22 protein-coding genes are annotated in these 24,129 nt (G+C 44.7%); 12 read left to right on the top strand and 10 right to left on the bottom strand.

Annotated features, from left to right (window positions below; all coding sequences use genetic code 11):
* Positions 1–358: 358 nt before the first annotated feature.
* The 9 genes from ftsB (at position 359) to AB9H30_RS15710 (ending at position 6,631) form a co-directional block, all read left to right on the top strand.
* Complete coding sequence (gene ftsB, locus AB9H30_RS15750; RefSeq protein ID WP_371195656.1) at positions 359–640, top strand: cell division protein FtsB; 282 nt, start codon at positions 359–361, stop codon at positions 638–640.
* A gap of 5 nt (positions 641–645) precedes the next feature.
* Positions 646–1,371, top strand: a complete 726-nt coding sequence (gene ispD / locus AB9H30_RS15745) for a 2-C-methyl-D-erythritol 4-phosphate cytidylyltransferase (protein ID WP_371195655.1) — start codon at positions 646–648, stop codon at positions 1,369–1,371.
* Positions 1,368–1,850, top strand: a complete 483-nt coding sequence (ispF, locus tag AB9H30_RS15740; protein ID WP_371195654.1) for a 2-C-methyl-D-erythritol 2,4-cyclodiphosphate synthase — start codon at positions 1,368–1,370, stop codon at positions 1,848–1,850. Before ispD ends, ispF begins: the two co-directional genes overlap by 4 nt.
* Positions 1,843–2,946 carry a tRNA pseudouridine(13) synthase TruD gene (gene truD, locus AB9H30_RS15735; protein WP_371195653.1) on the top strand — a complete coding sequence of 368 codons (1,104 nt, stop codon included), beginning with the start codon at positions 1,843–1,845 and terminating at the stop codon, positions 2,944–2,946. Before ispF ends, truD begins: the two co-directional genes overlap by 8 nt.
* A 33-nt stretch (positions 2,947–2,979) precedes the next feature.
* On the top strand, positions 2,980–3,621 hold the full coding sequence (locus AB9H30_RS15730) for a protein-L-isoaspartate(D-aspartate) O-methyltransferase (protein ID WP_371195652.1): 642 nt from the start codon (positions 2,980–2,982) through the stop codon (positions 3,619–3,621).
* Positions 3,618–4,196 carry a YqaA family protein gene (locus AB9H30_RS15725; RefSeq protein WP_371195651.1) on the top strand — a complete coding sequence of 193 codons (579 nt, stop codon included), beginning with the start codon at positions 3,618–3,620 and terminating at the stop codon, positions 4,194–4,196. Before AB9H30_RS15730 ends, AB9H30_RS15725 begins: the two co-directional genes overlap by 4 nt.
* A gap of 6 nt (positions 4,197–4,202) precedes the next feature.
* Complete coding sequence (locus AB9H30_RS15720; RefSeq protein ID WP_371195650.1) at positions 4,203–5,024, top strand: peptidoglycan DD-metalloendopeptidase family protein; 822 nt, start codon at positions 4,203–4,205, stop codon at positions 5,022–5,024.
* A gap of 65 nt (positions 5,025–5,089) precedes the next feature.
* Positions 5,090–6,067, top strand: a complete 978-nt coding sequence (gene rpoS, locus AB9H30_RS15715) for an RNA polymerase sigma factor RpoS (RefSeq protein ID WP_371195649.1) — start codon at positions 5,090–5,092, stop codon at positions 6,065–6,067.
* A gap of 42 nt (positions 6,068–6,109) precedes the next feature.
* Positions 6,110–6,631 (top strand): hypothetical protein, encoded by a 522-nt coding sequence (locus tag AB9H30_RS15710; protein WP_371195648.1) that lies wholly within the window; start codon positions 6,110–6,112, stop codon positions 6,629–6,631.
* Here the strand turns inward: AB9H30_RS15710 and folA are convergent.
* The 7 genes from folA to rplU all read right to left on the bottom strand — a co-directional run bounded on the left by folA (position 6,601) and on the right by rplU (position 13,884).
* Positions 6,601–7,092 (bottom strand): type 3 dihydrofolate reductase, encoded by a 492-nt coding sequence (gene folA / locus AB9H30_RS15705; RefSeq protein WP_371195647.1) that lies wholly within the window; start codon positions 7,090–7,092, stop codon positions 6,601–6,603. The two genes, AB9H30_RS15710 and folA, sit on opposite strands and share 31 nt — an antisense overlap.
* A gap of 1 nt (position 7,093) precedes the next feature.
* On the bottom strand, positions 7,094–7,564 hold the full coding sequence (locus AB9H30_RS15700) for a GNAT family N-acetyltransferase (RefSeq protein WP_371195646.1): 471 nt from the start codon (positions 7,562–7,564) through the stop codon (positions 7,094–7,096).
* 58 nt (positions 7,565–7,622) lie between these two features.
* A complete protein-coding gene (locus AB9H30_RS15695) occupies positions 7,623–10,727 on the bottom strand; it encodes an efflux RND transporter permease subunit (protein ID WP_371195645.1) in 3,105 nt (1,034 codons plus the stop codon).
* Positions 10,727–11,809: an efflux RND transporter periplasmic adaptor subunit gene (locus tag AB9H30_RS15690; RefSeq protein WP_371195644.1), complete on the bottom strand. Its 1,083-nt coding sequence runs from the start codon at positions 11,807–11,809 to the stop codon at positions 10,727–10,729. Before AB9H30_RS15690 ends, AB9H30_RS15695 begins: the two co-directional genes overlap by 1 nt.
* 165 nt (positions 11,810–11,974) lie before the next feature.
* Complete coding sequence (gene cgtA, locus AB9H30_RS15685; RefSeq protein WP_371195643.1) at positions 11,975–13,141, bottom strand: Obg family GTPase CgtA; 1,167 nt, start codon at positions 13,139–13,141, stop codon at positions 11,975–11,977.
* A gap of 158 nt (positions 13,142–13,299) precedes the next feature.
* On the bottom strand, positions 13,300–13,557 hold the full coding sequence (gene rpmA, locus AB9H30_RS15680; protein ID WP_371195642.1) for a 50S ribosomal protein L27: 258 nt from the start codon (positions 13,555–13,557) through the stop codon (positions 13,300–13,302).
* Positions 13,558–13,572: 15 nt separating this feature from the next.
* Positions 13,573–13,884 carry a 50S ribosomal protein L21 gene (gene rplU / locus AB9H30_RS15675; protein ID WP_371195641.1) on the bottom strand — a complete coding sequence of 104 codons (312 nt, stop codon included), beginning with the start codon at positions 13,882–13,884 and terminating at the stop codon, positions 13,573–13,575.
* 244 nt (positions 13,885–14,128) lie between these two features.
* Between rplU and ispB the strand changes: the two genes are divergently transcribed.
* Positions 14,129–15,100, top strand: a complete 972-nt coding sequence (gene ispB, locus AB9H30_RS15670) for an octaprenyl diphosphate synthase (RefSeq protein WP_371195640.1) — start codon at positions 14,129–14,131, stop codon at positions 15,098–15,100.
* 20 nt (positions 15,101–15,120) lie between these two features.
* Here the strand turns inward: ispB and AB9H30_RS15665 are convergent, their stop codons facing one another.
* Together AB9H30_RS15665 and AB9H30_RS15660 are read right to left on the bottom strand one after the other, a co-directional pair.
* The gene (locus tag AB9H30_RS15665) at positions 15,121–15,597 is read right to left on the bottom strand and encodes a MarR family winged helix-turn-helix transcriptional regulator (protein ID WP_371195639.1); all 477 of its coding nucleotides are present in this window, start codon (positions 15,595–15,597) and stop codon (positions 15,121–15,123) included.
* A 28-nt stretch (positions 15,598–15,625) separates the two neighbouring features.
* Positions 15,626–17,596 (bottom strand): BCCT family transporter, encoded by a 1,971-nt coding sequence (locus AB9H30_RS15660; protein ID WP_371195638.1) that lies wholly within the window; start codon positions 17,594–17,596, stop codon positions 15,626–15,628.
* A 290-nt stretch (positions 17,597–17,886) separates the two neighbouring features.
* Here AB9H30_RS15660 and AB9H30_RS15655 point away from each other — a divergent pair, with 290 nt between their 5' ends.
* Positions 17,887–20,544 (top strand): TonB-dependent receptor, encoded by a 2,658-nt coding sequence (locus tag AB9H30_RS15655; RefSeq protein ID WP_371195637.1) that lies wholly within the window; start codon positions 17,887–17,889, stop codon positions 20,542–20,544.
* Positions 20,545–20,696: 152 nt separating this feature from the next.
* Positions 20,697–22,649 carry a sulfotransferase gene (locus tag AB9H30_RS15650; protein WP_371195636.1) on the top strand — a complete coding sequence of 651 codons (1,953 nt, stop codon included), beginning with the start codon at positions 20,697–20,699 and terminating at the stop codon, positions 22,647–22,649.
* Between the two features lie 27 nt (positions 22,650–22,676).
* Here the strand turns inward: AB9H30_RS15650 and pepQ are convergent, their stop codons facing one another.
* On the bottom strand, positions 22,677–23,987 hold the full coding sequence (gene pepQ / locus AB9H30_RS15645) for a Xaa-Pro dipeptidase (protein WP_371195635.1): 1,311 nt from the start codon (positions 23,985–23,987) through the stop codon (positions 22,677–22,679).
* Positions 23,988–24,129 lie beyond the last annotated feature (142 nt).

Below are 24,129 nucleotides of genomic sequence, written 5' to 3'. Positions count from 1 at the left end.
AAATTGACACACTCTCAAATGCCGCCACACTATAATCAATTACGCTAAATTACCAGTCTTGTAGACAATACCAAGCCTTGCGAATGTGTTGCGGTGTAAACATTTGTGGCGCCCGATTGTACTATGCTGTTAAGCCCACACCAAACACTATAATGGTGCAAGAGCAAAAATCTTCGTTACTAAAAATTGAAAATTACCGCTTAAAAAATTCGCCTCTTTTTGCCCCAATAAAATGTGCTAATATAGCGTTATTGAAACGAACTCAATTGATAATAAATATTAACCCTAGGCCGCGAGAGTGTTATTTTATAACAGCGATCATGCCTAGCGTGGAATATAATGAGTGTAAGGCACAATCATGAAACATAAATGGATAGCAGTATTACTCATTGCGCTACTCGCCGCTTTACAGGCTCGTTTATGGTTTGGCAAAAATAGCATTGCTGATTACCGTAAGATGCAAACTCAAATCACTGGTCTTGAGCAACAAAACGCAAATTTGTCACAAAGAAACTCATTATTAAAAGCAGATATTAAAGACTTACAATTAGGCATTGATTCAATGGAAGAAAGAGCTCGCAATGAATTAGGCTTAATTAAAGAAGGCGAAACTTTTTACCGTATTTTGCCAAAAGAGTAGTTTATTTGACTTCCCCCTCATCACTGTCGGTTGTTATTCCTGCTGCGGGCATCGGCTCGCGCATGGCGAGCGATATACCTAAACAATATTTAAGTCTCGCTGGCAAAACCGTTTTAGAGCATTCAATTAACGCATTTGTTGATCATCCACTGGTTCAAAAAATAGTGGTTTGTCTGCATCCAAAAGATTCGCTTTTTGACACCTTGAGCATAGCCAACCACCCTAAAATAATAGCAGTAGAAGGCGGTGATACTCGAGCCCAATCAGTGTTGAATGGCCTACGTTTTTTGCAAGGACATGTGAGTACAGACTGGGTGTTAGTGCATGATGCTGCGCGCCCCGGCTTATCTCAAAAAGCCTTAGACCGTTTATTGGCGGCGCAAAAATACAGTGCTGCGATTCTAGCACTGCCCGTTGTCGATACAATCAAAGTCGCTGAAAGTGAATCTGAAGCTTTACCAAAGCGTATTCACACGACAATAGACCGAAGCCATTTATGGCAAGCGCAAACCCCACAAATGTTTCAAAGCCAGCGACTATTGCATGCAGTAGAACATGCATTAAGCCAAGGCCTAGTGCTAACTGACGAAGCCTCAGCTATTGAGTATCTAGGCGACGATGTCTTGCTTATTGAGGGTGAAGCAGCAAATATGAAAATTACGCGGCCGGAAGACCTCGCTTTAGCTGAGTTTTATCTGCGACAGCAAACCATAGCAAGAGAATATCAATGATCAGAATCGGACATGGCTACGACGTGCATAAATTTGGCTCTCAGAGCCCGCTTATTATTTGCGGAGAGCACATTCCCCACCACCAAGGCTTAATTGCCCATTCCGACGGTGACGTTGCCCTGCATGCGCTATGTGACGCGATGCTAGGCGCATTGGCACTTGGTGATATTGGTAAACATTTTCCGGATACCAGCAGCGACTACGAGGGCGCAGATTCAATCATGCTGCTAAAACATGTGTATCAGCTTATCCAGCAAGCAGGCTTTATACTTTGCAATTTAGATATCACGATAGCTGCTCAAGCTCCAAAAATGGCACCTCATATCGTCAACATGCGTAAAAATATCGCCCTCGCATTAAATGCGGAATTATCACAAGTCAGTGTCAAAGCCACTACCACGGAAAAGCTTGGTTTTGTTGGTCGTGAAGAGGGCATTGCTTGCGATGCTGTGGTATTGCTGGAGTCGGTAAGTGAATAATTCTGAAGTAAGCGAAGCTAGCACATCTCACTGGCATCGACTGCACGGTTCTCCACTTAGCACTGGGGATATCAAAACCTATGCCGATGATTTTGTGGTAGAAGAACAGCTAGGCTTTGAACTCACAGGTGAAGGCGAACATCATTTACTTTGGATCGAAAAAACCAATACCAATACTGCATTTGTAGCAGAACAATTAGCAAAGTTTTCAGGCATTTCACTGCGAGATATTAGCTACGCTGGCCGAAAAGACAAATTCGCCCGCACCAGACAATACTTCAGTGTCTATCAAGGCAAACACAGTTGTCCAAATTGGCAAGACTTCGAATCACCAGATATAAGCATATTAAATGCAACACGCCATAACAAAAAACTAAGAACCGGCGCTCTGCAGGGCAATAAATTTAGTTTAATTGTTCGCAATGTAGCTACACTTGATCCACAGTTATGGCAACAGCGCATGCTTCAAATTCAAAATTTTGGTGTGCCTAATTATTATGGCCAACAGCGCTTTGGCGAAATGCATACCGCCAAAGGTATAGTGCTCAACGGTAACCTAAGTTTGGGTATGCGTATGGCCCAAGGCGAAAAAATTAAGAATCGAAATAAACGCTCAATGGCGATTTCAGCGCTTCGAAGCTATCTATTTAATGAGGTCCTTAGCCAGCGGGTTTCAACAGGTCTACATACGCAAATAATGATGGGCGACGCTCTGCAGCTTGCAGGCTCAAACAGTTATTTTGTGGTATCTGCAAGCGACAATATTGACGCCCTTTATAAACGCTTAGCTGAGCAAGATGTGCAAATTACTGCGCCTTTACTTGGTAGCGGGAAGTCAGCGGTTCAAGCCGATACTGAGGCCTTTGAGAGTGGGCTGCTCGCGCAACATCCCGCCATAATAAAGACGCTTACTGATGTGGGTTTAAAACAAGAAAGGCGACCAATATTGCTGTATCCTAAAGACATACAGTGGTCACTTGAAGATAACAATTTACACCTTTCTTTTAGTTTACCGTCGGGTTGCTTTGCAACCGCTGTACTGCGAGAAATTATTGCGTCAGAGGGAAGCTCAACGACCCCAACAGAATCACCATAGCGAACAGCGATTGCTTACAAAAATAAGATTAACATGATAATAAAAAACACTCGCAAAGGCTCGCAATTAGCGGCACTTCTGCAAAAAGAAGGGATTCGAAACACCCGGGTGCTAGAAGTCATTGCGGCTACTCCCCGAGAATTTTTTGTGCCTGACGCATTAAAACATAAAGCATACGAAAACACCGCTTTGCCTATTGGCCAAGGGCAAACAATATCGCAACCCTATACCGTTGCAAAAATGACCGAACTTCTGCTTGAACAAGACGTCCAACCCACCAGCATACTGGAAATTGGCACAGGCTCCGGTTATCAGACCGCGATATTGGCGCAGTTATTTCAGTCTGTGTTTAGCGTAGAGCGAATCAAAGCACTGCAATTTCAGGCCAAACGACGCATGAATCAGCTTGACCTGCACAATGTCAAAATGAAACATGGCGACGGATGGCAAGGCTGGCAAAGCAAAGCACCATTTGACGCAATTATCGTTACTGCTGCTGCCGAGAATTTGCCTGAAGCGCTGACCTTGCAACTCAGTTCCCACGGTAGGCTTGTAGTGCCCCTTGGTAAGAGCACTCAACAATTATTTTGTATTGATCAACACCAAGGACAGTTGGTGCAAAAAACCATCGAATCCGTAAAATTTGTACCATTGATTGCAGGAGCGCTTTCTTGAAAATATTTACTACCCTTTATGATTGGACCTTAAAGTGGTCTCGACATCGTCACGCCGAAAAATATTTGGCGGGCTTAAGCTGCGCTGAGAGTACCTTCTTCCCTATTCCGCCTGACGTGATGTTAGCACCCATGGTTTTGACCCAAACCGATAAGGCCTGGCGCTTTGCATTTGTCACCACAGTAGCGTCGGTTGTAGGGGGTATTTTAGGTTATATATTGGGTTTTTATGCCTTTGAATCTTGGCTATCTCCATTGATAATTGATTTAGGATATGGCGAAAAGCTCGCCCTTGCAGAAACGTGGTTTTCTGAATATGGCGTTTGGGTCGTCTTCATCGCAGGCTTTTCGCCCATCCCTTACAAGGTATTTACGATAAGTGCTGGCGCACTGAGCATGGCGTTTTTACCTTTTGTGATCGCTTCAACAGTTGGTCGGGGCCTGCGTTTTTATCTAGTAGCCGCGTTTATGAAATACGGCGGCCCGCCCATGGAAGCAAAATTAAAAGACTACATAGAGTATCTAGGTTGGGCAGTGGTCATTCTTGCTGTGTTAGCATATTTAATTCTTAGATAAGAAAATATGATGATGAACAAATACTGTGGTGCCCTTATGTTAATCTTATGCGGTACATTAGCGGCTTGTTCATCGCGTTTTGAACCCGCGCCGGTAGAAACCCTATCGACGCGTACGGCCTCTAAAAACAACCTCACCGAAATTTCAGGCAACACTTATGTTGTGCAAGCTGGCGACACATTATTTGCCATCGCATTTTATAGTGGCAACACATATCGAGATTTAGCAAAACTTAATGACATTTCAGCCCCTTACGGCATTCAAGTGGGCCAAACGCTGAAGTTAACTGCAGCTCCCACCAATCAAATTACCAACAAAAACATTGATGTAGAACAAAGTGTATCGCAATCGACTAAGGTAATAGTTGACCCCAAAGTCACACAAGCGTATGGTGGGAACAGTGCCGAAAAGCATCGAAAAAATCAGAACAAAAAGCCTAAAACTTCGATTAAACCATATAATAGTCGATGGATTTGGCCAGCCACAGGAGAGCATAAAATCGCCACTGTCGGGACTGATGGTACAAATCGAGGCTTGGATATTAAAGGGCGTTTGGGAAGTAAAATTCTCGCAGCACAAGGCGGTAAAGTAGTTTACGCTGGCAACGCACTAAAGGGATATGGAAACCTGGTTATCATTAAACATGATGACGAATATCTCAGCGCTTATGCGCACAATGATCAGATCTTGGTAAGTGAACAAACGTATGTCGAGCAGGGACAACAAATTGCAACAATGGGTCAGTCTGGCGCAAGTGAAGTAATGTTGCATTTTGAAATTCGTAAAAAAGGCAAATCGCGCGACCCTTTCCTCTATCTCCTCAGATAGCAGCAGTAAAAGAAGGACACCAGTGAGCAAGTTCACTGCTCCTTTCAGCCAGCGGAGACGCATCTATGGTCACTAAAAACTCTGACTCAAAAACCGAGAATTCAGATCCACATAGCTTGGATTTCGATACACTTGAAAACACGGTTGATGATAAAAGTGAGACCGAAAAAACACCCGAAACAAAAGCTGATTCAGCCTCACCTAAGCAGCTTGATGCAACACAAATGTATCTAAACGAAATTGGCTTTTCTCCGCTATTGACTGCCCAAGAAGAAATCAAATTTTCAAGAGAAGCACTTGCTGGGAACGAAGCTTCCCGTGAACGCATGATTGTAAGTAACTTACGACTCGTCGTTAAAATAGCGCGCCGATACAATAACCGTGGGCTTGCTCTACTCGATTTAATTGAGGAAGGTAACTTGGGCTTAATTAGAGCCGTCGAAAAGTTCGACCCTGAACGGGGTTTCCGCTTTTCAACCTACGCAACATGGTGGATACGCCAGACAATTGAGCGTGCACTAATGAATCAAACGCGCACCATTCGATTACCTATTCATATTGTTAAAGAACTCAATCTTTATTTAAGAACAGCGCGCAAACTATCTCAAGAGCTCGATCATGAGCCAACTCCAGAAGAGATAGCCGAAGTAACAGGCGAACCAGTCGCTAGCGTTCGTAGAATGCTTAAACTTAATGAACGCATCAGTTCAGTGGATACCCCGATTGGCGGAGATGGTGATAAAGCCTTACTCGACATGATTGCCGATGAAAACGACACAGGGCCAGAAAGTCAATTACAAACAGACAATATCCAAAACAGCATTGTTGAATGGCTTGACGTACTTAACCTAAAACAAAAAGAAGTTTTGTCACGGCGCTTTGGTTTACTCGGTCATGAAGCATCGACATTAGAGGAAGTTGGCGTTGAGATAGGCCTCACCCGAGAGCGCGTTCGTCAGATTCAAGTTGAAGCCTTAAAAAGATTGAAAGAAGTGTTACGTCATGAAGGTCTAAGTATAGAGTCGCTGTTTGGGATTGAATAAATTTAATACAGTGCCTTTTCCTTTTATATTTTTAGGCACAATATGGCAGCTATACGTTTAATTTTATCAGGCATTATTGCCTTTAGCTTTTATGCTGCTTGGGCATACTACGCCAACAGTTTAGTCACCGACGACCAATCCGTCCTTATAAAAGCGGCGCTCGTTCAGGGCTCTTATAGTGGCGGCATCACCTTATTCTTTACCTTTATTTTAGAGTTTTTACACTCCAAATTTGGACACTCAAACATCTGTATTGCCTTTCTCATGCCGCGTTGGCCAACAAGTAACAAACAACAAAGCTGCGAGACAGACATCGTGCTAGAAGAAGTGTTAAGTGAGCTTAAACAATCTTGTTCCGGTAACTATATCCCTGGAATGCTGCTTGTCCCGCTCCCTGCATTGGTACTGCAAACAATATTAGTAGTAGCCGTAAACCTTGCTTTTGAAACTCCTAACCTTTGGTTAACGGTGGCGCCTTCAATTGTATTCAGCGCTATTTATGGCTATAGCTACAGTATCGCTCTGAGCAAACGTCAGCAGCGCTCCAAAGTCACAAATTCATAGTCATACGCGTTTTTTTCATCGGCTTTGTGCGCCTGAACATCAATCGTTTTCCAGCTACCTTGGCTTTGCCAATCAGGAAATTGAGTATCGCCGTCCACCTCAAGATCAATGTGCGTAAGGTACAAATAATCTGCCTTTGGTAAAAATTCGGCGTATATCTTACCGCCACCAATAATCATCACTTCTTTTGATAGTTCCTTTGCTAGCGCTAGCGCTTCTTCACAACTGGTCACAACTTCAGCGTCAGCGAGTTTATAGTCAGCTTGACGACTGATAACAATGTTTTGACGACCGGGTAATGCCTTACCAATAGACTCGTAGGTTTTACGGCCCATTATCACCGGTTTACCCAAGGTGACAGCCTTAAAGTGTCTCAAGTCCGCCGATAGATGCCAGGGCATTTGATTATCTTTGCCAATTACGCGGTTGCTTGCCATGGCGGCAATTAACGATATTTTCACCTTACAAAAATTCCTTATACACTGGTGAGGTCGCGGTCATATCTACGTGTAGGATCCCATCCTCATGATAATGCTCAGAGACCTCCACAAATCCAAACTTTTGATACACTGACGATAAGTGGCTTTGTGCTCCAATTGTAATAGCTTGCTTCGGCCAAAGCGCGAGGCATTGTTCAATGCAATGCGCAATTAGCTTTTCGCCAAGACCCTGACCTCGCGCCGATTCAGCAATCAGCACTCTGCCCATGCTTACATTCTCGTAACTAATGCCTTTGCCTAACAACCTTGCATAGCCCCGTAAATCTTGACCCTGCGTCATCAGTAAATGATACACATCCTCAAGAATATCCTTACCATCGATATCTTGATAAATGCAGGTTTGTTCCACCACAAAGACTTCACTTCTTAGCTGTAGAATTTTATATAGCTCCAAAGGGCCAAGCTCTACAAATGGCGTGCACTGTATATTCATATTTTATATTCAAAGAAGTTGGCCGAGTCTCAGATTGAGCTCAGCCCATCAATTTTGCTTAAAGTTGTTTTTCGGCAGCTTCGAGCTCTACGTTTAAACGATTTGCCTCGTCTGCACGTGGCTTAGAGAAGCGCGCAAGTGCATAATACAACACGGGAGTTAAAAACAAGGTAAATACCACAGCTAAGCCTAATCCACCGAACACTACCCAACCAATTGCATTTCTCGCCTCAGCGCCTGCTCCTGTTGATAGTATTAGCGGTAAACCACCTAAAATTGTTGACACTAAAGTCATCATAATGGGACGTAAACGAACTCTGCCAGCCTCAACAATTGCATCGGCTACGTCCATGCCTTTATCTCTGAGCTGATTAGCAAATTCCACCAGCAATATAGAGTTTTTCGCTAATAGACCAATGAGCATCACTAAACCAATCTGAGAATAGATATTGACCGTTGTACCGGTTAAGTAGAGTGCATAAATTGCCGCGGCAATCCCAAACGGCACCGTCAACATCACCACAAATGCACTGTTGAAACTCTCAAATTGTGCCGCTAATACCAACAGTACAATTAAAAACGCCAGAACATAGGTCAAGGTTACCTGTTGATTGGTTTCTTGGAATGTTTGCGCCTCCCCTAAAAAGACTAAGCCGATACCTGCGGGTAATGTGTCGTTTGCCAAGGTACGGATTGCCGTTACCGCTTGCTCAATAGTCACCTCTGCGGGTAAATCCATCTCGAGCTCTATCGCGCGTCGTTGCGCATGGCGTTCAAGCTCTGCAGCCACACCCTCTTCGGTCACATAGGCAACGCTCGACAGGGGCACTAATGAGCCGGTACTTGAACCCACATATAAATTCAGCAGGTTTGTAGGGTCCAGTGAGTTGCGGCTACTCGCTTGCAAAATAATCGGTACGGCTTGATCTCCAACATTCAAATCGACAATATCATCGCCATTTATTGCTGCGCGCAAGGTGCGAGACACATCTTCAAAGGCGACCCCTAGCTCTTCAGCGCGTCGGCGATCGATATTAACACGCAGTTGCGGTTGGTTAGGCTCATACGACACTTCGACCCTACCGAGCTCTGGCATGGTGTCTTCAATCTTTTTAGCAAATTCTAAGGCCGCTTCATAAATTTCTAAATAATTATCGCCGGTAAGCGCCATTTCAAAGCCACCACCAAAGCCACGTAAATTCAAACTATTTCCGCCAAAGGCTCGCCCGGGGGCGCCAGCGACTTGTGATAGCAGAGGTCTGAGTTCGTTAATAATGTCCTGTTGTGAGCGCTCTCTATCTTCCCAATTCACTAGCGGAACGGTAATAAACAGAATATTTGGATCCCAGCGGCCAACGACTGTGTAAATAGAAGCGATTTCGCCTTGGTCAATGTTTGGCAACAGCAGCTCTTCTGTTTTTAAAGCCTGACGATCCATATAGTTTATGCCTGTGCCGTCTGGGCCTCGCGCAAAGATTCTCACCACACCTCTATCTTCTGAGGGCAATAATTCATTTTCTAACTCAGCAAAAACAAAATAAGCCCCACTGCCTATCAACACGCAGGCTGCAAATACAATGTATGAATACTTCAACACAAAGCGTAACGATTTAACGTAGCCATTCACGCAGGCCGTTCCAAAACGACTCAACAGACCTGGTGCTTTTTGCTTAGTCATATCAATCGCTGGAATTTTCGCAGTCAATGCTGGCACAAGCGATAGCGCAACAAAAGACGAAATGATTACACTGCCAGCCAATATACCGCCAAACTCTCTAAATAACCGGCCCGCGGTAGAGGGTAGAAAAGCAATTGGTACAAATACCGCAACCAGCACTGCAGTAGTTGCCACCACTGCAAAAAATACCTCTCGCGTACCCAACACGGCCGCCGCTCGTGCGCCAATCCCTTGAGCACGTCGACGCTGGATATTTTCAGATACAACAATCGCATCATCAACAATTAGACCAGTTGCCAATACTAAGGCAAGAAGCGTAAGAATGTTTATCGAAAAGCCGAAAGCCCACAGCAGTGCTAACGACCCAATTAGGGATACCGGTATCGCTAAAGCTGGAATGAGAGTCGCTCTAAACTTGCCAATGAACACTAGCAGCGTGGCAATGACTAATATAATGGTCAACACTAGAGACTGCAGAACCTCACTAACTGAATCTCTTATAAACTCAGCGTCATCCGACGTCACGGTCATTTCTAAATCGGGGAAGCGCTCTTTCAATTGTTCCACCATCACCAACACTTCATCAGATATCTCAATGGTATTTGAGCGCGCTTGGCGAATAACGCCCAAACCAATAACCGGCTTACCGTCTAAGCGAACGATACTGCGCAGATCTGCTGGTCCAAAATATACATTAGCGACGTCACCTATTTTGATGTCCCCAGCAATAACGATATCACGTACATCTTGCTCAGAAACCGAAGTCGCATCTGCACGCACGATTAACTGTTGGTCAGAAGAACGAATGCTGCCCGCGGGAACGTCAAACGGTGCGGTATTTAAGGCCCTAGCAACGTCAGAAATCGAAAGCTGAAAGCTAGTGAGGCGAAGGTTGTCTACGCTAACGCGTAAAACGCGTTGACGATCACCGTCTAGGCTTACGTCAGCCACCCCTGGGATGTTTAAAAAGAGAGGAGCTAGATCTGTCTCAATGATGTCAGTTAATGTCTCTAAGTCGTATCTCTCGCTCGATACGGCAACATTTACAACAGACTGAGCATCGTTGTCGGCTTTAATGATTGAAACCTGCTCGACTTCGTCGGGTAAGCCGCGCTGCACCCTAGCTACTGACTCGCGGGTTTCATTCGCCGCATCTTCAATATTGATACCTGGGCGAAACTCTACGCGAATTCGGCTGCTGCCCTCTTCGCTTGAAGCTCGTATCGTCTTAACACCGCTCACTCTTGCTACTGCGCCTTCTAGGCGGCTAGTAACTTCTGAGTCAACAGTTTCTGGAGCGGCGCCAGGATAGCTTGCTGAAACGGTAATAATGGGTCTGTCGACATCAGGAAGTTCACGCACCTCAAGACCATAGATAGCCGCAACCCCGACGATCACAATGAGCAGGTTTAGAACCAGTATCAAAACTGGGCGACGGATGGACGTTGAGGGTAGATCGTCCTTAAATAAGTTGTTCTTAAACATTAGCCGGCAACCTCTTGTTCGTTAGGCTTTTTGCTCAGTTGACTGCCTTGGGTGCCTAACACATCTTTATTTTGAATATCAAGCGCCTGACCATCGCGAAGACCCTGTATACCTTCAACGATGAGGGGCTGGCCGTCACGCAGGTCTCCCGACACTAATATTCGCCCGCGCATTCTTTGCTGCACTTGCACTTCAACTCGTAGTGCCTTTTCGTCGTCAGATAACCATACAAAAGCGCCTGTTGAGCCCCAAGAAAGTGCCGCTTCCGGAATTGCCACATAGCGCTGACCTTGGATCTGCAGAGATACCCTAAAGCTCATGCCTGGTCGGTATTGGTCTGACGCGTTGTCGAGCAAAGCTCTTGCTCTGATGGTGCGGTCTTGGGTATTCACTCGAGAATCCAGCTCACCAATTTTCGCGGCTAACGATACGGTGCGGTCGGTCCATGGCTGCAGTTGAACCTCCGGTTTTAACATTAAATAAGATACCGCTGACTCGGGTGCGGCAAAATTCACAAAAAGTTCGCCGCGATCATCAAGTGTCGTGATTTCAGTTTGTAATGTGATGCGGTCACCCACCTCGACATCGGTAAATCCGACTACGCCAGAAAATGGTGCTCTAACCAAACGGTCTTCTTTATTCTCTTTTGCTTCTTGCAATGCCACTTTGGCTAGCCGCAAAACGGTGTCGGCATCGTCCAACTCACGCTGAGTCACTGCACCGCGTGCCACACTCGTTTTTATACGATCTACATTTCGCTGCGCGTCTTCCAACTGAATTTGTGCACGATCTACCGCGACATCTTGCAGGCGGCTGTCTAGAGCCACCAAAATATCACCTTTCTCAACCGCTTGCCCTGGTACAAAGTTGACTTGAGTAACTTCGTCTGAGACGCTGGCAAACAAGGTAACAGAGCGCTTAGCTTGCGCAGTGCCTACTGCCTCAATAAGAGACGTCTCATATTCAAAACTTAAGGGTTCAATCACCACTAGCTTTGGGCGGTCTCCGCCTCTAAATTGTGCATGAGAAGCCGCAGAAAATAATAATATAAAACTGCACAAAAAAAGTACGACTGCTCGCATGTTTGGTCGCATGATTAGCCTGGACATATGGTATTGGATTCCCACGTTATTAAATAAACGTAAATAGCTTTGGTAGATATATAACAAAAAAGGAGTGCATATTGATCACTTTCATGCCAATTTACACCCCTTTTTTAGATTAAATTTATGTAACTTTTTAGTCAGTTACTCATTAGTATAGACCACATTTGGATGATCATCTTCTTCGTCATCATCGTCGTCATCAAAATCTTCATCACTTGGCGCTTGAGCGAAGGGTTTTTTAGGCGGTGTATCCCACTTAAAGGCCATATCGTCATCGTCTGCTGCGGCAAAATCTTCGGGCGGCAAACTTTCTAAGAAAGTCATGATGTCCTGGCAAATCTCGCTAGTGCCCATTTTCTGAAAGGCCGATATTTGATAATAGTCGTCGTCCCAACCCATCTGCTCTGCAATATCACTGCAGAGCTGTTCGGCTTCTTCTTCAAGCATAAGGTCGACTTTATTAAATACCAACCAACGAGGCTTGGCCGCTAATTTAGGATTATACGTCTCAAGCTCGTTGATGATAGTTAGCGCATTTTCGACTGGGTCAGAATTGTCAGCCGGCATGATATCAACTAAATGCAATAACACTCTGCACCGTTCAAGATGACGTAAAAACTGGATACCTAAACCTGCACCTTCTGAGGCTCCTGCAATCAAACCTGGGATATCTGCTATTACAAAGCTGGCTTGTGAGTCTAAACGAACAACGCCAAGGTTAGGAACTAAGGTAGTAAAAGGATAATCTGCCACCTTCGGTTTTGCTGCAGATACCGAGCGAATAAAAGTTGATTTTCCGGCATTTGGCAGGCCTAACAAACCTACATCCGCTAATAGCATTAGCTCTAAACTAAGCATTCTAATTTCGCCGGGGCTGCCGTTTGTTTTTTGACGGGGCGCTCGGTTAGTGCTGGTCTTAAAACGCGCGTTACCCAGACCATGAAAGCCGCCCTGAGCCACTTTCAATAGCTGGCCGTGTTTGGTTAAATCGCCCAGCACTTCAAGAGTTTCGCTGTCGGTAGCACGAGTACCCACGGGCACTTTTAACATCAAGTCTTCACCTTTACGCCCGGTGCAGTCGCTGCCTTGCCCGTTTTGCCCGCGCTCAGCACGATGAAAACGTTCAAAGCGATAGTCAATAAGGGTATTTAAATTTTCGTCAGCTTCAAGAAATACACTCCCGCCATCGCCGCCATCGCCGCCATCAGGTCCGCCTTTAGGAATATATTTTTCACGCCTAAAACCAACGGTACCGTTGCCGCCATCGCCTGCTTCGACGCGTATTTCTGCTTCATCTACAAATTTCATTTCTATACACTCGTGTGGCCAAATCTTAGCCTACTAAAAACTGCTTAAATACGCAAAATCCGTTTCTTACTTTGATGCCATAATATTTAGGAAAAAAAAACCTTGAGAGCAAAAAAAACCCCGCACAAGCGGGGTTTTCGCAATCAATCCAAATAGATTTATTCAGCAACGATGCTTACATATTTACGGTTTTTTGGACCTTTGATGTCGAACTGTACTTTACCGTCTGCTAAGGCAAACAAAGTATGGTCTTTACCAATGCCCATGTTGTCACCTGCATGGAACTTGGTTCCACGCTGACGAACAATAATGTTGCCTGCTAATACAGCTTGGCCACCGAAACGCTTAACGCCTAGACGTTTAGATACTGAATCGCGACCGTTTTTAGTACTACCACCAGCCTTTTTATGTGCCATGTGTTCGTCTCCTACTTAAGCCTGAATACCAGTGATTTTCACTTCCGTGAACCACTGCCGATGTCCAGTCGTTGAGCGTGAATGCTTGCGACGACGGAACTTTACAATTTTAATCTTCTCACCACGACCATGTGTAACTACTTCAGCAGTTACTTTGCCGCCACTTACGTAAGGTGTACCGATTTTTATATCTTCACCATTACTAACCATCAAGATGTCATCAAACGTTACCGCATCACCCGGCGCTAGTTCGATTTTTTCAAGACGAACGGTTTGGCCTTCGGCCACACGGTGTTGTTTACCACCACTTTGGAAAACCGCGTACATAATTCTCTCCGCTCTGCGCACAATAGCGCTCAATTCAAAAAACAGGGCGCGAATTGTACGTAAAGTTAGGACTTGTGACAAGCCTTATCTGTGCATAAATCGCGATTAATTTGAATATATTTTATTCAAGGCGCTAAATTACCATAAAACTTCACACTGCGCCCATATTAGTAGCCGAACAGTTTGATAAATGTCACAATATTGTTCTTATTCGCAATTACCAACAACGAAGTACGGGTTTAGTTTGGATTTAGATAATATTCACAAACTTTCAAATAGCGACATGAAAGCTGTCAATCAGTTGATTCAGCAGCAGGTTAATTCAGATGTCGCACTAATCGATCAACTTGGATTTTACATCGTAAACAGCGGTGGCAAGCGCTTACGGCCTCTTTTAACCGTATTGGCAGCGCGTGCATTGAACATCCAAACCGACGAACATCATTCGCTTGCGGCGATCATCGAGTTCATTCATACAGCCACCCTATTGCACGATGACGTGGTTGATGAGTCGACCATGCGCCGTGGCCGAGAAACTGCAAATGAGCTGTTTGGAAATCAAGCAAGCGTGTTAGTTGGTGATTTTTTATACTCTCGCGCCTTTCAAATGATGGTCAATTTAAAGCGTATGCGGGTGATGGAAATATTATCCGACGCCACCAATCGTATTGCCCAAGGCGAGGTAATGCAGTTAATGAACTGCAACGACCCGAATATCACCGAAGCGAAATATCTAGAAGTTATCTACAGCAAAACCGCTCGATTGTTTGAGGCGGCTACCCAATTAGCGGCAGTATTGACCGCTCAGCGCCAAGATGTTGAAGTTGCCATGCAGCACTATGGTAAACATTTAGGAACGGCGTTTCAGCTTATCGATGATGTGCTCGATTATACGGCTCAAAGCGATAAAATGGGTAAACAAGCTGGTGACGACCTTGCAGAAGGTAAACCAACGTTACCACTGCTGCATGCAATGTGGAATGGTTCTGAGGAGGAAGCGGCGCTAATCAAATGTGCAATCGAAAACGCTAATGGCCTTGAACATTTGCAACAAATAACTGAAATAATGAATAAAAACGGTTCAATTGAATACACTCGGCAGCTGGCGATAGTTGAGGCAAACAAGGCAAAGGCCGCCATCGCAATATTACCTGAGTCAATTTATAAAGACGCACTATTGAGCCTTGCTGACATCGCTATCGACCGCGACAGCTAGCAAAAGCAATGGCTCGTTTCTTATAGCTTCTCTGCTATATTTCCCACCTCTAGCACCGGTGATGCGTCAATATGTTCGGCATCCATCATGCTCGCTATACGTTGCATGGTTGCCACCATCTGGCTCTGTTCCCATTGTGCTAATTGACTAAACCGATTAATAAAATGCTCTTGAAACGGAAGCGGCGCCCGCGCTAGCATCTCCTGACCATGCGCTGTTAAGAAAACGCCAACCCGGCGCTTATCTTCAGTACTGCGAACTCTATCTACTAACTCTTTAAGTTCAAGCCGGTCTAAAATACTGGTAACTGTCGCAGGGCTCAAATTTATATTTTCGGCAATCTGCCTAACCATTACGCCTGGCGCTTTACCAATGTTTTGCATCACTAACAGTTGCGGCCCAGTCAAGCCAGCTTCTTTGTTGAGCTGCCTTGATCTTAAATCAATTGCGCGTATCACCCTCCTAAGGGCAATTAATAGTTCTTCGTCTTTTTGCATTAGGCCTCCACTGTCTGCGCGTGCAATGCTATCTTAAAAGGTGCAGAAAGTGCTGATGCTTGTGATACTGATCAATGACATCATTAATCACCGCATTTTTAGACCAGCCCATTATGTCGTAGTCTTGCCCACCCTCGCGAAGATGCACTTCGGCCCGATAATAAATGTGTTCTTCGTCGCCGTCTATAGTTTCCTGATCAGCGCCTAAAAATTCCGGCTGAGCGTGTTTACGCCTATGCACTCCATATACGAAATCATGCTCTTCACCCAAGCGCACTAACAACTCAAGGCCATTCGGATTGTTTAATATCTCAGCGTCTATACTATGCACACCAAGCTCTTTTACAACTGATTCGAATGCGGGCTTCACGATTGTTTGTTGATATTTTTGCACTGCTGCTTTATTTGGAAAATTGACAATATTTTGCAGCCTTTCTTGCCAACTGCTGGCATGCTCAACTGGGTATGCTGGGGATACATTGATTAGCAAAGACTCGCGTTTATACTCATCAACTCGAAGGGCTTTTATGAGCCCCACCAATGAAAGTAATATTATTAGCGCAAATGGCAGGGCTGAAGCAATCGTCATTGTTTGCAAAGCATTCAATCCACCAGCGGCTAACAGTATCGCCGCGACCACGCCAACGCCAAGTGCCCAATAAATACGCTGCCAAACCGGTGTATCGTTTTTACCGTGTGAGCAGAGCATATCTACGACCATTGCACCGGAATCGCATGAGGTCACAAAAAATATAACGACCATAGCGATTGCAATTGCAGACAACACTTCGGTCATCGGTAAATATTCAAAAAATAAGAATAACGCAGCAGAGGTGTCTTCATTGACCATATTGCTCAAGCCAAGCTGTTGATCTGCAACAATGAACTCAATCGCAGAGTTACCGAACACGGTCATCCACAATAGGGTAAACGCCGTTGGGATCAATAAAACACCCAGCACGAACTCGCGAATGGTGCGACCGCGAGAAATGCGCGCAATAAACAATCCTACAAAGGGTGCCCATGCAATCCACCAGCCCCAATAAAAAATAGTCCATCCGCCAAACCAATCTGTTTGCTCGTATGCAAATAGATTAAAGGTATTTCGAACAATATCAGATAGATATGCACCGGTGTTTTGCAAATAAGCCTTGAGTAAAAAGACGGTCGGCCCCAACAGTAAAATGAACACTAGCAAACCAACGGCTAAGATCATATTCGCTTCTGAGAGTCTGCGTATCCCTTTATCTAAGCCAGATACAACCGATACTATCGCCACTGCAATAATGCCGATCATTAACAGTATCTGATGAAAGGAACTTACCTCTAGACCAGTTAAGTAATTCAATCCGCTATTAATTTGTGCAGCGCCTAAACCTAGAGAAGTCGCCACACCAAAAATCGTACTGATCACGGCAAATATATCTACCGCATGTCCTGCCCAGCCATAAATTCGATCGCCAATGATAGGGTATAGCGCCGAACGCATAGTCAGGGGTAAATTATGTCTAAAACTAAAATAGGCAAGGATAAGTGCAACAACTGCATATATCGCCCATGCATGAAAGCCCCAATGGAAAAACGTGGTTTTCATTGCCTCTCTTACCGCTTCTGTGGTTTGCGGATCGGCGGTGGGTGGCGCTAGGTAATGCATAACCGGCTCTGCGACGCCAAAAAACATCAAACCGATGCCCATGCCGGCTGCAAACAACATAGAGAGCCACGTCAATAGTGAGTAATCTGGCAAAGCATGATCAGGCCCTAAACGTATCTTTCCGTAGCGCGAAAACCCTAAATAAAGCACAGATACTAAAATTATCGCCACACTCAGCACATAAAACCAACTGCCGTTTTTAACAATCGAGCTTTGCATAACCTGAAACACTTCATTCGCCAAGTTTGGCCAAAAGACAGCAAAACCCAATAGCAAAAAGATAAGCACTGATGCCGGTATAAAAACTTGTTTGTTTAACGGTGAATTGGCATTACTTAACTGCACGCAATAGCTACCTTTGTTGTCTTTAAAAAATTATGAGGAGGTTAACTCACTTAGCAAAAAATTACTAACCCTACCAACACGAATGTTTCGTTTACGACTTATATATTTAGTACTTATTTGCTTAAATATGGATATAAAGCTGATTATTCGCCAAAAAGCAGTTAAAATACCTCCCAACATAATTAGTATACGATGTAATTTGCTTCTTTTTACACTAAGTTAGCAGTCAAAATAGCAACAACACATTTAAATTAAACAACACTTAAATAGTCTTAGAGGTAAACATTTTCATGCTCAAATCCAAAATAAGTATCGCTGTAGTTGCCGCATTGGCGTCTTCTGCGATATATGCTCAAGAGCCAGTTACGCCGAAGAAAGCAAAAGCGTCAATCGAAACGATTGAGGTAACCGCAACCAAGCGCTCAGAGTCTATTCAGGATGTTCCTGTTTCAGTTACAGCATTAGATGGCGACGCATTAGAGAGCCTTGGTATCGATAGCTTCAACGATTACGTTGAATTCTTACCCAGCGTCACCTTTCAAGGCACCGGCCCTGGTCAAAACGAAATTTACATTCGTGGTGCTGCAACCACACAAACCAACATTTCGGTTTCATCAGTACAAGCATTGCAACCATCTGTTGCCCTATATTTAGATGAGCAGCCCATTTCAATGCAGGGTCGTAACCTTGACGTATTTGCCACTGATATGGAGCGTATCGAAGTATTGCCTGGTCCACAGGGTACTTTGTTTGGCGCAAGTTCACAGTCGGGTACCGTGCGCTTAATAACCAAAAAGCCTGATCACTTCGGATTTTCAGCCGGAATCGATACCGACTTTTCGGCTACTAAGGGTGGCGAAAACAGCAATTCAGTTGAAGCCTTCTTTAACTTTACGCTTACCGATGACCTAGCAGTTAGAGTTGCCGCTTACAATGCAAAACAAGGCGGTTGGATAGATAACGTTCTCAACGTGCCAGGTGAAGGTGGTTTCATCGGCAGTGCAGTGGTTATCGACAGAATATCTGGTGGTGTACTTAGCGATCCAGAAAATACTCCTGTCGTTTCTCCAAAGAATGATTCATTAGTGGAAGATGACTTTAACGATGCAATTTACTCTGGTGCACGTTTTGGCTTGTCTTACATTATTAATGATGACTGGAAATTAGTTGTTCAGCATACTCAGCAAACGCTAGAGACTGAAGGCGTGTTTTCTTACGACCCAAATTTAGGCGGCACAACTTCTACCAATCGCTTCACGCCAGAAGATAATGACGATGAGTTTGGCCTAACTACTTGGACCTTAGAAGGTCGCTTAGACAAGCTAGATATCGTATATACCGGTGGTTACTTAAATAGAGATATTACTTCTACTATTGATTATACCGGCTATACCAACGGCGGATTGTTCTCTGCTTACTATGTGTGTAATCACTATGAGGCAGCCACACCAGCCGATGAGCGTTGTTTAGACCCTACAAAATTCTACAAAGAAGAGACTGAAACCTCGCGTACTACTCATGAATTGAGAATGAATACCGATCTTGAGAACGAATGGCGCATCACCGCCGGTATCTTCTATGATGAGCAAGACGTTAATACCATCGGTTTGTTTAATATCGCTAATACTGAGCTCGGTTTCTTTACTGATTTAGGCAGAACCACAGTTGGCAGCGAAGGCTTAAACAGCAATGGCGGCCCGTTTCCATCAGAAATCAGTTTTGTAAACGACGTGTCGCATGGTATTGACCAACTTGCGGTATTCGGCCAGTTTGAATACGACATCACCGATACGCTTACCGCTACATTAGGCGCTCGCTGGTATCAAATAGATGATATCTATAAAGGCTCAACGACCACCGTTGATGTTAGCCGTCGCTTAAGAGCATTTGGTACATTGGATCCTACCGAACTAGCTGCTGTTGGACTTGATCCAGTAGCCGTAAATGCTGCCATTGACAGCGGTCAGTTAGAAGTTGATTTACTCGACGATAATGGCGTACTAACCGTAGACGATACCATCTTGAAGTTCTCTTTAGATTGGAAAGCGACTGACGATGTATTGTTGTTTGCGACATACTCAGAAGGTTTTAGACCGCCAGTAACCAACCGAGTGGGCGGCGGATTAGCGACCAATCAACAGGGCGCATTTACTGACTTTAGAATACCGGTTTATTCGCTTACCGATACTCTGGACAATTATGAAATCGGTATGAAAGGTGACTTCTTAGACGGTATATTACGGGTTAACGCAACGGCGTTTTATTCAGAAATAACCGATTTGCAAACTTCACGCTTTGACCCCACCAATATCAGCTTCTTGGTATTTACCGACAACGTCGGCGATGCCGAAATTACCGGTTTAGACGCTGACATCACTTGGTTAGCCACCGACAGTTTAATTGTAGATGCGGCATTTAGCATCTTAGACACCGAACTAACTTCGATTAACCCTGAGCTTGAAGGTATTGCCCTTCCAGTTGGCGCTGAGCTACCATACTCTGCTAGCTTTTCAGGCAACATTCGCGCTCGTTATTTCTATGAGTTGTCAAATGGTTTAACCGGCTATATAAATGGTTCGATTTCGTACACAGGTGATCGTTTGGCAGGCATGAACATGGACGCTTATGTGATTGAAGATGCCACCCAACTCGTTTATGGCACAGGCTCTGGTTTACCAATTCAGCAAGAAGCCGCTGTATATGAGGGTGTGACGTACACCGATACGAATGGCGATACGTTTAGAGGCGGAAGATACGTACAGGAAAGCTACACGATTGCTAACGTAGCCTTTGGTATCACCAACGACGAATGGAAAGCGGAACTCTACATCGACAACTTATTTGATGAGAGCGCTGTGCTTTATATCGACACCCAACAGTTTACACCAAAAGTCGTGAGCAACCGCCCGCGCACAATTGGTATGCGATTGTCTTACGACTTTTTCTAAGCCATTCGCCCAGGGTCTGTTGGTCTTTGCACAGACAAGCACGCGATAAATCATTAAAAGGCAAGCGTAACGCTTGCCTTTTTTATGCTAAATTATCCACTCAAGACCAGCCTTTCTTAGGCAAAGCAATACAAAAATAATCAGGATACGGCGTGACAGCAGAACAAAACATCAAACAAGCGATAAGCCAAGGCCAATTTGACCGCGCTATTCTCATGGCCAATGAGGCCCTGTTAGGTATAAGCGATGAGCAGCAAAAGATAGCAATGCTGTACACCCTAGCTGTTGCCAATCGTTTAAAAGGCGACATCAGCGCCGCAATTGAAGTAAACACTCGCATTCTTAAGATAAACCCAGGACATGCTCGCGCTCATCAAGAGTTAGGCTATGCACATCGCATAGCAGGCAATTCATTAGCGTGTGCACAACATTTTTATCAAGCCACCCAACTTAACCCTGCACTGATTGCCAGTTGGAAAGCCCTGATTGAACATTATCGGCATACCCAAAACCATAGAGCAGAGGCCCTAGCTCAAGCGCAAATCGACTTTTTAAACAGCCTTCCCAAGCAGGTAATGCATGGCCGTGACTTGATGTATGAGGGCCAACTACATCAGGCAGATCAACTCTGCCGACAGTTTTTACAAACTGAAAAGCATAACGCTGAAGGCATGTTGCTACTGGCTGAAATCGGCATTGCCTTAAAGGTGTATAATGAGGCTGAGTTTTTATTAGAAAGTTGCCTGACTCTTCATCCTCAGCATAAAGCAGCCGGCATTGAATACTTAAAATTACTAGCCAAAATGGGACGGTTTCAAGCCGCCAAAGAATGTGCCGATAGCCTGCTTAGCGCATACCCAGATCATCCGCCTGTTCTAGCCGCTAAAGCTAGTGCATTAGTGGGTTTAGGCGAAATTGATGAGGCCATTGCTCTTTATCAACAGCTCATCGCTACCACACCTGAGCAGGCTGGCCTGCACCTACTCTTAGGACATGCATACAAAGCAGCCGGTGATTTTAATGAGGCAGTGCGCGCTTACCAAAGTGCTTACGCAATTAAAGCTGATTTTGGCGATGCTTACTGGAGCCTCGCCAATACCAAAACCTATAGTTTTACCGATGAAGAGCTAAAGGCAATGCAAAAACAAGCTACACTGGATATTGCGAGCGAGGACAAAGTGCATCTTTACTTTGCCTTGGGCAGAGCCTTTGAAGATAGAAAATCGTTCGATGATTCATTTGCTTTTTATACAAAAGGCAACGATTTAAGGCTCGAACAAACTGGCTATCAGCCTGAGGTATTTGAACAACAAGTAGAAAATCAAAAGCGCGTTTTCACTGAAGATATATTTAGCAAATTAAAGGATGTGGGCGCTTCAGCGAAGGATCCGATATTCATTGTGGGCTTACCCAGAGCCGGCTCTACCCTGTTAGAGCAAATTCTCGCGTCGCATTCTCAAGTTGACGGCACCATGGAACTGCACAATATTTTAGGCCTGGCAGCAAGACTCAATGGACAGAACAATCAATATCCCGACGTCGTGAATCAAATTGATACCAGTTACTTTGCGCGCTTCGGTGCACAGTATATTCAAGACACTCGCGCTTACCGCGGCGACGCGCCATTGTTTGTCGACAAAATGCCCAACAACTTTTTACATATTGGGCTTATTAAGCTCATTTTGCCTAATGCCAAAATCATTGATGCCCGCCGCGAGCCTATGGCCTGCTGCTTTAGCGGGTTTAAACAACTGTTTGCAGAGGGGCAAGAATTTACCTACGGTTTGGAAAATATCGGACGCTACTACTGCGCATACATGGACATGATGCAGCATTGGAACAAAGTACTTCCCGGCTTTGTGTTGCACGTTCAGCACGAAGACGTTATTGATGATTTAGCAGCACAAGTTAGGAGGATTTTAGATTTCTGTGGCCTTGATTTTGAGCAGTCCTGCGTGGATTTTCATAAAACCAAGCGAGCTATCAAAACGCCAAGTTCAGAGCAGGTTCGCCAACCAATATTCAGAGACAGCATGCAGCAACACGCCAATTTTGACAAACACCTAGGTCCATTGAAAAGGCTAGTCAGCCAATGGCACAAATGATGGTATGTTATTCTTTATTTCCCTGAATTAAATGCCAAGCTCTCTCGTCATGTTTTCGTTCCGATCTTTATGCACAATCACATTATCTTCTATCCGAATCCCGCCGAAAGGACGAAGGCGATCTACCACATTCCAATTTACATACTTAGAAAGTTCTGAGCCTTTTAAATCGGCTAATAGCGATTCAATAAAGTAGAGTCCGGGCTCAATGGTAAATACCTGCCGAGCTTCAATGGTTCGTGTGCATCTTAAAAATGGGTGCTCAGGAGGAGGAGGGAAAGGTGTGCCGCGATCGTCAGCCACATGCCCTGCAACATCGTGAACCTGCAAACCTAGAAAATGCCCGGTGCCGTGTGGAAAAAACGTACTCACAATTCCCGTCTCTACCGCATCTTCTGCATTCATATTTAATATTTCGGTATCGCGCAGTATCTCGGCAACACCATGATAGGCAAGTTTATGGACATCGAGATAGTTTAGACCCGGTTTCAAAGCACCGGCGCATTTGATGGTAAGTGCATCTATGTGCGCGATGATTTCACTAAACTCACCGTTTTCAAAAGCATAGGTTCGGGTGATATCTGCGGCATATCCGTGATAGCTAGCACCTGCATCGATTAAAAAGCTTCGGTGGAAGTCGGGCGCGATATTATCAAGGCGCATGTAGTGCAAAATAGAATTGTGCTCATTTAAGGCCACAATGTTGTTATATGGGACGTCGTTGTCACCCTGCTGCGCAGCTAGCAAATAAGCCTGATTAATATCAAACTCACTGCGCCTTGCAAAAAATGCGGCCTTTGCCGCTGTGTGCGCATTAGCTGCAATTGCATTAGCTTGGCGCATACATTCTAGCTCATAGTCACTTTTAAACGCCCGGTGATAATGCAGATAGTGCAGCACCCGATCAGGGTTCACCAAATCAAATCCCAAAGCTTTCGCCACTTCGATATATTCGCCTACATAAGCATATTTTGATTTATCGTATGGCAAATGTTTTTCAACTGCGTTTGCTTGTTTGAGATAAACGATATCAAAATGCTCCGCCCAAAAATCAGTGGGCTCTGCCGGTACCCAATGCCAAAAATCTAAAGGACGGTAAAAAATAAGCTTAGGTCGATTCACGCCATCTACCACTAACCAAGAGTTTGGATTGTCAACCACTGGCAACCATGCTTTAAACTGCGGGTTGACCTTGAAGGGATAGTGGTTATCGTCTAAAAACTGATGCTTAGACTGGCCAGAATGAATAATTAATCCATCGATACCCTCGCGCTGAATTGCGTCTAAGGTACGCTGTTGCAAAATATTGATGTGCTCAGCAAACTGTGCTGCATGCATACTTTTCACCTCTTTCTGACATTTCTGACTCATGGGCCAATTGCCAATAACTGTGATGCCATCTGAACGTACGAAAAGGCTAACATGCCAATCCAAAAAAGTCAGGTCAAAGCGAGCACGCTGAGCGCAGAATGCTCCCTGA

This window comes from Glaciecola sp. SC05 (assembly GCF_041380235.1).
GTDB lineage: Bacteria > Pseudomonadota > Gammaproteobacteria > Enterobacterales > Alteromonadaceae > Glaciecola.
This window is presented reverse-complemented; position numbering and strand designations above follow the sequence as displayed.